The organism is Marisediminitalea oceani, from assembly GCF_003731635.1.
Lineage (GTDB): Bacteria > Pseudomonadota > Gammaproteobacteria > Enterobacterales > Alteromonadaceae > Alteromonas > Alteromonas oceani.
The window spans coordinates 82,058-95,644 of sequence record NZ_RCUA01000015.1; the positions used below are offsets into that span (position 1 = coordinate 82,058).

General features: G+C 49.1%; 12 protein-coding genes. 2 read left to right on the top strand and 10 right to left on the bottom strand.

All coding sequences use genetic code 11. From position 1 onward, the window contains the following. Positions 1–105 precede the first annotated feature (105 nt). Both D9T21_RS05445 and D9T21_RS05450 read left to right on the top strand, forming a co-directional pair. Positions 106–1,821, top strand: a complete 1,716-nt coding sequence (locus D9T21_RS05445) for a sigma-54-dependent Fis family transcriptional regulator (protein ID WP_123324076.1) — start codon at positions 106–108, stop codon at positions 1,819–1,821. Between the two features lie 191 nt (positions 1,822–2,012). After that, positions 2,013–2,576, top strand: a complete 564-nt coding sequence (locus D9T21_RS05450) for an antibiotic biosynthesis monooxygenase (protein ID WP_123324077.1) — start codon at positions 2,013–2,015, stop codon at positions 2,574–2,576. A 4-nt stretch (positions 2,577–2,580) separates the two neighbouring features. Here the strand turns inward: D9T21_RS05450 and D9T21_RS05455 are convergent, their stop codons facing one another. From D9T21_RS05455 to D9T21_RS05500, 10 genes are all read right to left on the bottom strand, one after another. Continuing rightward, the gene (locus tag D9T21_RS05455; protein WP_123324078.1) at positions 2,581–3,549 is read right to left on the bottom strand and encodes a hypothetical protein; all 969 of its coding nucleotides are present in this window, start codon (positions 3,547–3,549) and stop codon (positions 2,581–2,583) included. Positions 3,550–3,901: 352 nt separating this feature from the next. After that, positions 3,902–5,242, bottom strand: a complete 1,341-nt coding sequence (accC, locus tag D9T21_RS05460; protein WP_123324079.1) for an acetyl-CoA carboxylase biotin carboxylase subunit — start codon at positions 5,240–5,242, stop codon at positions 3,902–3,904. Between the two features lie 11 nt (positions 5,243–5,253). Continuing rightward, positions 5,254–5,706 (bottom strand): acetyl-CoA carboxylase biotin carboxyl carrier protein, encoded by a 453-nt coding sequence (gene accB, locus D9T21_RS05465; protein WP_123324080.1) that lies wholly within the window; start codon positions 5,704–5,706, stop codon positions 5,254–5,256. 25 nt (positions 5,707–5,731) lie between these two features. Next, positions 5,732–6,166 carry a type II 3-dehydroquinate dehydratase gene (gene aroQ, locus D9T21_RS05470; RefSeq protein WP_123324081.1) on the bottom strand — a complete coding sequence of 145 codons (435 nt, stop codon included), beginning with the start codon at positions 6,164–6,166 and terminating at the stop codon, positions 5,732–5,734. Positions 6,167–6,398: 232 nt separating this feature from the next. Then, the gene (locus D9T21_RS05475; RefSeq protein ID WP_123324082.1) at positions 6,399–7,445 is read right to left on the bottom strand and encodes a protein-glutamate methylesterase/protein-glutamine glutaminase; all 1,047 of its coding nucleotides are present in this window, start codon (positions 7,443–7,445) and stop codon (positions 6,399–6,401) included. 9 nt (positions 7,446–7,454) lie between these two features. After that, positions 7,455–8,063, bottom strand: a complete 609-nt coding sequence (cheD, locus tag D9T21_RS05480) for a chemoreceptor glutamine deamidase CheD (protein ID WP_123324083.1) — start codon at positions 8,061–8,063, stop codon at positions 7,455–7,457. Then, a complete protein-coding gene (locus D9T21_RS05485; protein WP_123324084.1) occupies positions 8,060–8,875 on the bottom strand; it encodes a CheR family methyltransferase in 816 nt (271 codons plus the stop codon). Before D9T21_RS05485 ends, cheD begins: the two co-directional genes overlap by 4 nt. Positions 8,876–8,888: 13 nt before the next feature. Then, positions 8,889–11,057, bottom strand: a complete 2,169-nt coding sequence (locus D9T21_RS05490; protein WP_123324085.1) for a methyl-accepting chemotaxis protein — start codon at positions 11,055–11,057, stop codon at positions 8,889–8,891. Then, the gene (locus tag D9T21_RS05495) at positions 11,054–11,572 is read right to left on the bottom strand and encodes a chemotaxis protein CheW (RefSeq protein ID WP_105933103.1); all 519 of its coding nucleotides are present in this window, start codon (positions 11,570–11,572) and stop codon (positions 11,054–11,056) included. The genes D9T21_RS05490 and D9T21_RS05495 overlap by 4 nt, the downstream gene beginning before the upstream one ends. Continuing rightward, complete coding sequence (locus D9T21_RS05500; protein WP_123324086.1) at positions 11,572–13,584, bottom strand: chemotaxis protein CheA; 2,013 nt, start codon at positions 13,582–13,584, stop codon at positions 11,572–11,574. The genes D9T21_RS05495 and D9T21_RS05500 overlap by 1 nt, the downstream gene beginning before the upstream one ends. Positions 13,585–13,587: the final 3 nt, after the last annotated feature.

Sequence of the window (13,587 nt, forward strand, 5' to 3'; positions counted from 1 at the left end):
TTTAAAATATGATCATTTAGTTGATTTCTTGCCATTTAAGGTTTTACATATGGTTTACATCTGACCAGGCTGTTGGTGTTCGACAGCTGTTTGCAGGGGAAAACCATGACCATTGAATTCGAACCAAAGCTTAATCATGTAGATATTCAGGATCTCACATCACTGATTCAGTTTGAGAGCACCGAAGGCAAGATCTGGTTTGGTGAACAGCGGATTTTGTTTATGCAGCTCCCTGCTCTGGCAGCCTTTCGGCGAGAATTGGTCAATAGTATTGGCGTTGAAAGAGCCAAAGGGTTCTTTATGCGCCTGGGTTATCAGGGCGGTTTACGAGATGCGGAGCTGGCCAGGCGTTTACGCCCGGATAGCGACGATATGGCGCTGTTCTGGACTGGTCCGCAACTACATTCACTGCGTGGAATGGTGAAAAACCGTCCGATCAAAATAGAAATCGATAAAGAAAGCGGCCATTTTTATGGCGAGTTGGAGTGGGTGGACTCCTGGGAAGTGGAGATTGTACAAACCGAGCTTGGCCAAATCGACGAACCGGCGTGCTGGTCGTTACTGGGTTACGCCTGCGCTTATACTTCGGCCATTATGGGCCAGGAAATTATCTTTCGTGAGGTGAGCTGCCGTGGCTCCGGTGATGAACGTTGTCTGATAGTGGGCAAACCGGCCAGTGAATGGGACGATGCCGCCGAATTCTCCAGGTATTTTACCGCCGAGCCCATTATTGAAGAGCTTTACAGCCTGCAATCCCAGGTGAAGTCGCTACGTAGCAGCCTGGCCCGTCATCAGGGGCAGTATTACGGCATTGGCGATTCGCCGGACTATAAAAATGCCTGCAAGAAAATCGACAAAGCTGCGCAGAGTAAAGTGTCGGTGCTGTTATTAGGGGAAACCGGCGTAGGTAAGGAAGTGATCGCCCGTAGCGTGCATTTACGCAGCGATCGCGCCGAAAAAGCGTTTGTTGCCGTTAACTGTGCGGCCATTCCTCAGGAGCTTATTGAAGCCGAGCTATTTGGGGTAGAAAAAGGCGCGTTCACTAGCGCTAATCAGTCACGTGCCGGGCGCTTTGAGCGGGCTGACGGCGGTACGATTTTCCTCGATGAAGTTGTGGAGCTAACCCCACGGGCACAAGCCTCCTTGCTCCGCGTACTACAGGAAGGTGAGGTTGAGCGGGTAGGAGGTGTGAATACCCGTAAAGTGAATGTACGGGTGATTGCCGCGACCAATGAAAGCCTGGAGCAGGCGGTGAAAGACGGTAAATTCCGGGCCGATTTGTTTTACCGGTTAAACGTGTTTCCTGTGCAGATCCCGCCGCTACGCGATCGACTGGATGACCTGCCGTTGCTGGTGGAACACTTCCTGGCTAAGTTTCACAACGATTACTCAAAACGCACGCTGGGTCTATCGGATAAGTCCTGGCGGTTTATTAAAAATTATTCGTGGCCGGGTAATATCCGCGAGCTTGAGAACGTGATTGAGCGCGGCGTTATCCTGACTGATAATCACGAAACCATTTCGCTGGAATCGCTGTTTGCCAGTGTTGGCCCCGAAGCGGGAAATGCCGACGATACCCATGTGTATTCAGACGGCCAGGTGGTGAAGCCGAGCAATATAAAAACTACGGTAGGTTGGGTGGATACGTTGATTGAACAGCAAATCGGCCTGGATTCTATTGAAGAGCAACTGATAAACCGGGCCATGGCTATGACCAACGACAATGTCTCTGCAGCGGCCCGGCTACTAAACCTTACCCGCCCGGCACTGGCCTACCGGCTTAAAAAGCTCAGTGAGCATGACTCGACAAATCTGAAGTGATCAAATGATCAAACCTGCCCATTCTGGCAGTTAATCTGCGTGGTGCCGGGCAATAGTGAGTACTGGGTTTTATTTTTAACTTACTGAAAGTATGCGGTAAATCATAATTTATCGTGCTTTTATGAGAGTCGGTACTATTTATGCTGCGGTGACAGATAGTGTGAGTCGTTTAATGTCATCCGAGGTGCCTTTTGAATACCCCATCCCAACAGCCCGTTACCGTAATTGTGTCCAGACGGGTAAAACCCGAAGCTGTTACCGCGTTTGAATCCTTAAGTGATGAGATGTCGCGCCGGGCAAGTGAGTTCGACGGTTATATGGGGGCTACCCTGTTTCGTCCGGTGAGCCCTGAAGATCCGGAATACCGGATGATTTTTAAATTTGCCGATGAAGCCAGTCTGGCGGTATGGGAAAACTCAGCCGAACGGGCCGAGATGCTGGAAAAGCTCGAAGCACTGCTGATTTCGCCGACGGAACGGGAAAAGGTTTCCGGCCTGGTGACCTGGTTTAGTTTACCCTCACAAAATCCGGTTAAGCCGCCACCAAGATATAAAATGACTATAGTTAGCTGGCTGGCGCTCTACCCGGCCGCTACCCTGATTTTCTGGCTGTTCGGGCCATGGCTTGCGGCACTACCGCTGCTGCTGCGCACTCTGCTGGTTACGGCGGCGCTAATGATATTGATGTCTTATGTACTGATGCCGTTTATGACTAAGCGTTTTGCTTTCTGGCTATTTGGCAGGCAACATTCCTGAGTCATCAGAAGGAACGTTTAATACCAAGCAGAATCCGCCGGGTGCTATCCACCATATCGATTCTGGAAAACCAGTCAAGCTGCGCTATCGGTAAGGCACCTGAGACTTCCACCGAACCACCGTGGCCGGTACCCAGATAGTCTTCGGTCAGCTCGGCGCGCTGGCCGAAGTCAGCACTGACATAAGCATAATAGGCATACATCTCAACAGGGTACTTACCAAGGGAAAATTTACTGTCGAGACCCAGCACCAGTTTGTTCTCTGCGTCGTCAACACGCCTGACAAATTCAGCAAACCACACTCGATCAGACTGGTGAAAACGTACTTCACTGCGCAGGTAATTACCTTCAATAATGCGCTCGACACCAAATTCCATACTGAATTGTTCATTGATGGTAGCGCTGTACTCAAACTCAAAGAGGTTAAAATCATCGGCAAGAGATAGCGCCTTATTCGGATCGGTACTGTTAATAGCGCCTGCTACTAACTCCAACTTGTGGCCCGGCTTTGCCTCGTAGACATGACGAAGCCCCTGAAACCAGCCGTCTTTCGACATCCCGGTGGCCGAGATACGGCCTTTGTAGGTAGGAATAACGCCAAACTCGGTTTTACCCAGTGCATGAGTGCGACGCAGATAAAGACGCCTGACCGCAATCTGGTCACTGTCTTCATCGCCAAAGGTGTTGTGACTGGAACTAAAGTCATCGCCTGTTACGACAAAACTGTGCAGGCTCCATTGCTCACTGAGATTCAACTGAGGATAAAAACGCAGCCGAAATTGTGAGCGATTACTTCGGTCTGAACGATTGTCGTAGCGAACTTGTACGTCGAGTTTTTGCTGATAAAAGCCAGCCGGTTCACCGACCGGTTCATCGATTGGTTCACCAACCGGTTCGCTTGCCTTACCAGGCGGTGTGAAAAAGAGGATGAGACATCCGATAAAGCAGGTCAGCCCGGTGCTCAGATATGCCATTGGATAGATAAAAACTCACAGCTAAAAAACGCAGTGTAGCGCAAGTATAGCTTTTACAACCAGTAAATATTAGCGCTATCGATCAGGGAAGAAAAAAGAAAAAAGCCGGCAAGTCGCCGGCTAACAAGTGGAGAAGTACCTTTAACAAAGGTCACCAACAACTACGATGGGTCAATACCATAACAGTCGGCGTAAATTAAACTAAAGTCTAATCTAAAAATAAATATAAATGGAGTCGGTGAATATTAGTAATCAAAAAAAACGATTCAGTTAATCGACAAAATAGAACAACCAATAAAAAAGGCATTCCGAAGAATACCTTTTGTCTGATTTTGCTCTGATCGAAAACAGCTTAGCTCAGGCCTAACTTTTTCTCGAGGTAGTGGATGTTAGTACCACCTGCGTAGAAGTTCTCATCGGCCATAATGCGTTGCTGCAATGGAATGTTGGTTTTAATGCCGTCAACCACCAGTTCGTCCAGCGCGTGACGCATACGGGCAATTGCTTCATCCCGGCTTTCACCGTAAGTGATAAGCTTGCCAATCATTGAGTCGTAGTAAGGCGGCACGGTATAACCGGCATAAATATGCGAATCCCAGCGAACCCCTAAGCCACCTGGTGGATGGAACATCTCGATTTTGCCCGGGCTTGGGATAAACGAGTTAGGATCTTCGGCGTTAATCCGACATTCGATGGCATGGCCACGGATTTGGATTTGCGACTGGTCGATAGACAGCGGTTGGCCTGCTGCAATGCGCAGCTGCTCTTTCACCAAATCGACACCAGTGATCATCTCTGATACCGGGTGTTCTACCTGAATACGGGTGTTCATTTCAATGAAATAGAACTCACCGTTTTCGTACAGAAACTCAAAGGTGCCGGCACCGCGATAGCCAATTTCGATACAGGCTTTGCGGCAACGATCGCCGATTTTATTGCGCATTTGCTCAGAAATACCTGGTGCCGGCGCTTCTTCTACTACTTTCTGGTGACGACGCTGCATCGAGCAGTCACGTTCACCCAGGTGGATAGCATTGCCCTGGCCATCAGCCAGTACCTGAATTTCTACGTGGCGTGGGTTTTCGAGGAATTTTTCCATATAAACAACGCTATTACCAAAAGCGGCGCCCGCTTCTGCCTGCGTAGTTTCGATGGACTTAATCAGTTCGGCTTCGCTGCGTACCACTCGCATACCACGACCACCACCGCCACCGGCAGCTTTAACAATGATCGGATAGCCAATGCGCTTTGCGATGGCTTTATTGCGCTCTGCGTCGTCGGTTAACGGGCCGTCAGAACCGGGCACGCAAGGTACACCGGCTTTTTTCATGGCATTAATCGCAGACACTTTGTCGCCCATCAGGTTGATGGTGTCTGCTTTCGGACCGATGAAAATAAAGCCGCTTTTTTCTACCGCATCCGCAAAGTCCGCATTTTCGGCTAAGAAGCCGTAACCCGGGTGAATGGCGATTGAGTTAGTGACTTCTGCCGCCGCAATAATGCGCGGAATGTTCAGATAACTTTCAGTAGCGGATGCATTACCGATACAAATTGATTCGTCAGCAAGCAATACATGTTTAAGATTACGGTCGGCAGTGGAGTGCACCGCTACCGTTTTAATCCCAAGCTCTTTGCACGCTCGCAGGATCCGCAGTGCAATTTCACCGCGGTTAGCTATGAGTACTTTATCCATGAGATTACCGTTTATTCGATGATGAACAGAGGCTGGTCGAATTCTACCGCTTCCTGGTTTTCTACCAGAATAGCTTTAACAACGCCGGCTTTATCAGACTCGATTTGGTTCATCATCTTCATGGCTTCTACGATACACAGGGTATCGCCAACATTAACGCTCTGACCTACTTCAACGAATTCTTTGGCTGTAGGCGAAGACGCGCGGTAGAAAGTACCTACCATCGGAGATTTAACAGTATGGCCTGCAGGCGCTTCTGGCTCAGCCGGCGCGGCAGCAGGTGCGGCTGGCGCTGGTGCTGCCGGTGCAGCGATTGGCGCCGGAGCGGCATAATGAACAGGTGCAGCAGCTTGTGAACTGCCACGGTGAATACGTACAGATTCTTCACCTTCGGTGATTTCTAATTCGGCAATGCCTGATTCTTCGACCAGCTCAATCAGTTTTTTTATCTTTCTAATATCCATAATCTGTCTCTGTTTGTCTTATCAATTAGTGGGTAAAAATATCTGCTGCTGCGTCCAGGGCGAGCGAGTAGCCTTTAGCGCCAAAGCCTACTATCACGCCAGCAGCGATATCGGAAAAATAGGAATGATGTCGAAATGCTTCACGGGCGTGAACATTCGACAAATGCACTTCGATAAACGGGATGGATACACTCAACAGCGCATCCCGCAACGCCACGCTGGTATGCGTAAAGGCGGCGGGGTTGATGATAATGCCATCAACGTTACCCATGGCAGCATGGATACGATCGATAAGCACCGCTTCCGAGTTGGACTGCAAGTGTTCTAACTCTATAGCCATGCCTTCGGCCTGTTTTGACAGACCTTCGACGATGTCGTTGAGTGTAGCGTGACCATATTTTTCTGGCTCACGTTTGCCTAACATATTCAGGTTAGGGCCGTTCAGTAGAAGTATTTTCATTAATCTTGTAGCTATCTTGCGGCTAAGTTCGGCATAAACACCAGTTATACATAAGTTGATGAATATTTAACACAAAAACCACGTTGAATTAATACTAAAATAAGCTTAATCGACAATTATAGTTAATAATTAAGATATCGCAGCAAAATACTGGTCTTATCAGGGGATTTAGCCGCAACTTCTCGATGTTGAGATAGGCTCGAATAAATATTGCGGCTGCAGGAGGGTAAGGTTACAGGCGGTTACCCCTGGCTTTACTGCGAATGGCTTCCGTAAGCTGTTTGGCAATCTCTGGGATTGGCAGAGATTTGTCTACGCCACCGCGTTTAACCGCTTCTTTGGGCATACCATACACAACGCAGGTGGCTTCATCCTGCGCAAAAGTTGTGGCGCCTTTATCGTGCATTGCGCGCATCCCCTGGGCGCCATCCCGGCCCATACCGGTGAGGATTACGCCAAAGGCATTGTGGCCAACGTGTTCTGCAAGGCTATCAAACAAGACGTCTACTGAGGGTTTATGACCGCTAACCCGGCCCTCGTCACTGAGTTGGGTGCGGTAATCCGAGCCGTATTTTATGACGCTTAAATGCTGATCGCCCGGCGCCAGGTAAACGTGACCCGGCAACAGGCGTTCATTATGCTGTGCCTCTTTAACGGTCAATGCGCACTGACCGTTAAGGCGTTTGGCGAATGACGTGGTAAAGCCTGGTGGCATATGTTGGGTCATCACCACGGCCGGAAAGGATGCCGGTAGCCTGACCAGTAAATCTTTTATGGCTTCGGTTCCGCCGGTGCTGGCACCGATACCCACAATCAGCTCGGTGCCGGAATAGGATAACTGGGTTTTGGTCACCGTTTCATTGGCGACCCGTTTTTTGACCCGGGCCCCGGCGGCCGCAATTATCTTGTTGGTAACCAGTTGCTGAAAAGCCAGGAACTTGGCCTGAACGTCAATTTTTGGCTTCGGAATAAAATCTACCGCACCCAGTTCCAGCGCCAGCATGGTGGCATCTGCGCCTTTTTCGGTCAGGGTTGAAATCATCACTACCGGGGTCGGCTTGGCTTTCATCAGGCGATCTAAGAAAGTCAGGCCGTCAACCTTGGGCATTTCAATATCCAGCGTAATAACGTCGGGGCTGAAACGCTTTACCATGTCTTTTGCGACATAAGCATCCGGTGCCGTGCCCACCAGATTGAGGTCGGGATGATTGGCAATAATTTGCGTCATCAATGAGCGGATCAAAGCCGAATCATCGACAACCAATACAGAAATGGACATTAATAAACTCTAATCAAATAAATCGATATCACCGGATACGGGGGCTTCTTTAATCCGCATGCGGTACTCGCTTTCACGATCAAGGATGGTGGTATTATGCATGGTTTTAATTTTGCGCACTTTTACTTCACCGGTTTCAACAAAAAAGTAAACCTTTCGAGGGTAAGGACCGAGCAAGTCACGGGCGAGCACCGGGATGCGTTCAAGTTGAAGATAATCCAGCACAAACTCTGAGTTTCGTTCACCCACATTGTGTACAGTCAGCCCCTGCAGAACATTACCACCGCCAAAAACCTTTGCTTCCAGTCGGTTTCTGGCGGCGCCCATTTTTAATAGCTCATTGATCAGAAGCTCCATAGCATATGTGCCATAGCGTGCCGAACTGTTCATTTCTCCGCTCGTCACGAATTCGTCATTGGGCAGTAAAAAGTGGTTCATTCCGCCGATTTTGGTAATCGGATCACGCAAACAAACCGAGACACACGACCCCAGCACGGTGACGATCATTGTGTTGTCGCGGGTTGCGTAGTATTCTCCGGGCAAAATCTTAACCGCATCGCGGTTAAAGTGGCGGTCAAAATACCGGTTGGGCGCACTGTTATCCAATACAGCACTCATATCTGCTTCTCGTTTATCTGGTAGATGGTTCTGCCCCGGGCTCTCATTATGGCAGTTAAGTGATTAAAGTTTTCAGAATGTCCGGCTACGTACCAACCGTTCGGCTTAATGAGTTTCACGATTCGATTAAGGATAATTTCCTGGGTTGGTTTATCAAAATAAATCATTACATTGCGACAGAAAACGATATCAAGGCCGGGCTCCAGGCTATATTGAGGAGCCAATAGATTTTGCTGAAAGAAATAAATCGAATTTCGTAACTCGTCTACGACCCGTGCTTTACCAGCATTGCTGCCTGTGCCCCGGTGGAAAAAACGTTTGCGTCTAGCCAGACTAAGTTTCTCGACCTGGTCAATGGGGTAAATACCTGCTTTGGCTCGTTCCAGCATTCGGCTATCGATATCAGAGGCATAAATCTTTACATTAGTATTCAGCGATCCCCTCGCTTCTGCGCAGGTCATGGCGATGGAATAGGGCTCCTCACCGCTACTGCTTGCTGTACACCATATTCGTAATGGTTCCGGGTGGACGTGTAAGTACTCGGCAAGTTGCTCAAAATGGTGTGCTTCACGAAAAAACGACGTCAAATTTGTGGTCAGCGAATTAATAAAGTGTTCCGTTTCGCCCTGATGATAATCCAGATAATCCAGATAAGCCTGAAAGGTAGTCAACTTTAACGCTCTCAACCGCCTGGAGAGGCGGCTGTAAACCATGTTGTCCTTACTGTCCGCCAGATTGATACCGGTAAGCGAACGAATTTTCTGACGAACAGCATTAAACTCCCGGTTGCTAAATGCGAATGGCTTTTCCATTCAATTCGCCTTACTAAAAACTTTCCCATTCATCATCATCATTTGGTGCTGCGGCACTAAATTGTTGAGCTCGAGGGGCAATTGATTTTGCTGGAACCCTGGGTTTGGACTTTGCAGTTGGTACCTGGGCTGCTACAGGCGCAGGTGCATGCTCGCTACTGTCGCCAATATCGAAGAAGTTAACCCTTGATATAAGTTGTGACGCCTGCGAGCTCATACTCTCGGCTGCTGCGGCTGCTTCTTCAACCAGGGCGGCATTTTGCTGTGTCATCTCGTCCATCTGTACCACGGCTTTATTGATTTCGTCGATACCGCTGGCTTGTTCGGCGGAGGCCGAGGCAATCTCTGACATAATGTCGTTAACGCGCTGGATTGCGGTGACGATTTCACTCATGGTTGCACCAGACTGATTAACCAGTTCATTACCGCTTTCCACTTTCGTTACTGAGTCAGAGATAAGACCTTTAATATCCTTCGCTGCATTAGCCGAGCGCTGCGCCAGCGTGCGAACTTCTGAGGCCACTACGGCAAAGCCTCGACCCTGTTCGCCAGCACGTGCTGCTTCTACTGCTGCGTTAAGCGCTAATATGTTGGTCTGGAAGGCAATACCATCGATAACACCAATGATGTCTTCAATTTTCTTCGCAGACTGGTTGATGTCCGCCATGGTGTCAACCACCTGCTCAATCAGTTTGCCGCCGTCAATGGCAACACGTGAAGCCTCAGATGCCAGGCCGTTGGCCTGCTTGGCATTGTCGGCATTAAGCTGCACCGTACTGGTAATTTCTTCCATGCTGGAGGCCGTTTCTTCCAGGCTGGATGCCTGTTGCTCGGTACGGGAAGACAGGTCAGCATTCCCTTTGGCAATTTCGGCCGAGGCGTTATTAATGGTCTCAGAGCCTGAGCGAATCTCATGAATAATGCTCGACAGATTGGCGACAAAATCGTTAACCGACTGCGCCAGCTGTTCAAATTCACCTTCATATTCCCGTTCAAGGCGGCTGGTGAGACTACCCTTGGAAAGCGCGAGCATAACTTCACAGATATCATTAACAGCCATTTTTCTGCCAGTGATGTCTGTGGCGTATTTGACTACCCTGAAGACTTTACCGTTGTCATCAATGATGGGGCTGTAAGTGGCCTGGATCCAAACGTCCTTTCCGCCATTGCCAATGCGGTTGTATTCACCAGTTTGGAACTGACCATCTGCCAGCTGTTCCCAGAACAAGCGGTACTCGTTACTGGAACGAAGCGAAGGATCAACAAACATGCTGTGATGCTTGCCTTGTATTTCGCCCAGGGTGTAACCCATTGTGTTGAGGAAGTTGTCGTTGGCTTCGAGGATTTTACCGGTTGGATCAAATTCAATAACTGCCTGGGACTGATTAATCGCTTTAATCTGACCAGAAAAATAGGCGTTTTTGCGTTTTTCTTCGGTAATATCAGTGGCGTATTTTATTACTCGTGTAACCTTACCATTACTGGTGAGTACTGGATTGTAGGATGCCTGAATCCATACTTCTTCACCGCGGCTGTTGAAACGCAAGAATTCCCCTGACTCATATTCGCCACGGTTTAATTTTGCCCACAGCTCTTTGTATTCGGAAGAGTTGGCATATTCTTTATCAACGAAAATCCGATGGTGCTTACCAACGATTTCGCGCTCGTCGTAACCCATCAGGTTCAGGAAGTTCTCGTTAGCTGTAAGAATTTCGCCGTTGGGACGAAACTCGATAACACCCTGACTTCTGTCCAGTGCGCCGAGCTTATTTGATGTGAGGTTATATTCGGTTTTATCTACCCACTCCACCATCGCCCCGTTGGGATTACCCTGAGCGTCGAGAAGCGGCGTAAGCTTTAGATCAAAGTTGACATCGCCAACTACAATCGATGAGGACATTGGTGCCCGTAAGTCAGCCAGGATGCGGCGTTGGTGGCCTGGATCTTTGTGGAACTGGTCAATGTTCTGCCCCACTAAGTTGTCAGCAGAGAAGTGTGGCAGCACAGTGCGAATATCAGCTTCATATCTTTTAAGCAGGTTATAAACCGCCGGGTTTGCATAAATGATATTTCGATCTTTGTCGGCCACCATGACACCCGATGAAATGGCATTGAGTGCAATTTCATAATATGCCGGCGTTTGTGGTTCTGGCTGGCCCCCAAAAAGGTTACGCAAGTTCATACTGAGCCCTCGTTTTGCTGATTCATGCTGTCAAAAATGCCGATTTCCCTGCTGGTAATCAGTCGTTCTATGTTGACCAGAATGACAAGTCCGTCATCCACGCTGGCCAGGCCGTCCAGGTAGCGGCTGTCGAAAGCGACGCCGAACTCCGGAGGCGGGTGAATTTCGTCTTCGGTGACATTGATAACGTCTGACACGCTGTCTACCACAATGCCTACAATGCGGTCCTGCACGTTAAGCATGATGACAATGGTAAATTCGTTATAAGTGGCTTCACTGACATTAAACTTCACGCGGAGATCGATGATAGGCACAATATCGCCGCGCAGGTTAATAACGCCTTTGATAAAGTCAGGGGCATTGGCAATTTTCGTCACCGGTTCGTAGCCACGAATTTCCTTAACCTGAATAATGGCCAGGCCGTATTGCTCTTCACCCAACATGAATGTCAGATATTCCTTGCTTGCACCACCAGTTGCTGCGATGGCAGCGTCCTGAGATGATACGGTATTCATCAGGCTAACCCCACTTGATTGATTTGTTCATTTTTCATCAGGTTGTCAACATCGATAATCATGGCCACTTTGCCGTCGCCCATGATGGTTGCACCGGATATGCCTTCTACTTTCTTGTAATGGCGTTCCAGGCTCTTAATTACCACCTGTTGTTTGCCTAGCAACTGATCGACAATAATGCCGTAGCGCTTCTTACCGATCTCAACCAGCACAATAATTGAGTTCTCAATTGGCTTACCCGGTTCGTCTATTTGCATTTGCTCGCGCAATGATATGAGCGGCCAGTACTGATCGCGGCTCCATAACATAGTGTCGTTAGCCAGGGTTTTAATTTGCTCTGGCTTCGGTTGCAACGACTCAATGATATTCAGCAGCGGGATAATGTACGTTTCACTGCCCACAGATACACACATACCATCAATAATCGCCAGCGTAAGCGGTAATTTTATGGTAAAGGTAGAGCCTTGTCCGGCAACCGATACGATGTCGATACCGCCTTGAATCGCTTCAATATTTTTACGCACTACATCCATGCCAACACCACGGCCTGACACATCGGTGACCGCATCGGCAGTGGAAAAGCCCGGCGCAAAAATCAACTGCCAGACTTCTTCATCTGGCATTTTAGGATCTACATCGAGGCCGTTAGACAGGGCTTTTTCCAGAATCTTATCCCGATTCAGGCCGCCACCATCATCCTGAATGCTAATCAGAATATTGCCGCCCCGTTGCTCTGCTTTAAGCACTACCGTGCCGGTTTCTGGTTTACCTGCTGCCAGGCGTTTCTCCAGCGGCTCTATGCCGTGATCCAGACTATTGCGTACCAAATGAGTGAGCGGGTCGGCGAGCTTCTCGATCATACTCTTATCGACCTCGGTCTCGCCGCCTTCAATAATCAGGTCAATTTTTTTATCCAGGGTTTTCGCTAAATCCCTAACCAGTCTTGGAAAGCGGTTAAAGACAAACGACACCGGGATCATTCGCATCGACATGACAGCTTCCTGAATTTCGCGAATGTTGCGCGACAATTCGCCAATGGCGCCATTCAGTTTTTCGCCGGTATTGCCTTCTACATCTTCGCCGATCATCGACAAAATGGACTGAGTAATCACCATTTCGCCGACCAGGTTTACCACCGTATCTATTTTTGTGGTCTCGACCCTTATGGAGCCGGCATCGTTCTTTGTAGCAGCTTTGGCTGGCGGTTTTGCCGGTGATTTAGCTGCTTTTGCCGGCGCTTTAGCCGCTGGTGTTGCTGAGGATTTCTCCTGCTCGAAGAAACCATAGGCGTCTTCGTCTTTAATTGGCTGAGCGGGTTTGGGCTCGGTGAAAAATCCAAAGCTGCCGTCGTTGTCGTCATGCCCGGTTTCTGCTGCGGCTGCCTCTGCTTCTGGTTGGCCTGGCGCATCGTCGAAAAAGCCGAAACCGTCGTCCTCCTCATCACTGTCTGTGGCTTGTTGAGGCTGACCGGGTGCGTCGTCAAAGAAGCCAAAGCCGTCATCGTCTTCTTCGGCCATTTCGGCTTCGGGCTGACCGGGTGCGTCATCAAAGAAACCGAAGCTGTCATCTTCTTCTGTGGTGTCAGCTGCAACTGGCAGTTCTGCGTCTGTACTTTCATCGCCTTCTGCAGACAAAATGCTTTCAAGCGCAGCCTTACCTTCTTCTATCTGCTGCCAGTTGATTTCACTTTCGTCCTGGTATGCCTGCAGAATATCGCCGAGGGTATCGGTGGTGGCCAGCAACACATCAACAATGTCGGTGGTTAAATCCAACTCATGGTTACGGGCCTTATCCAGGATGGTTTCCATCACATGGGTGAGGCCGGTTAAGGCGTCGAAGCCAAAAATACCGCTGCCACCTTTAATAGAATGTGCGGCGCGAAATATGCTGTTGAGCTCTTCCGCATCGGGGTCGTCTGTAGAAATGTTTAACAACAATTCCTCCATGGTCTGAAGGTGCTCCTGGCTCTCTTCAAAAAACACGGTGTGGAATTGGTTCATATCGACAGACATGTG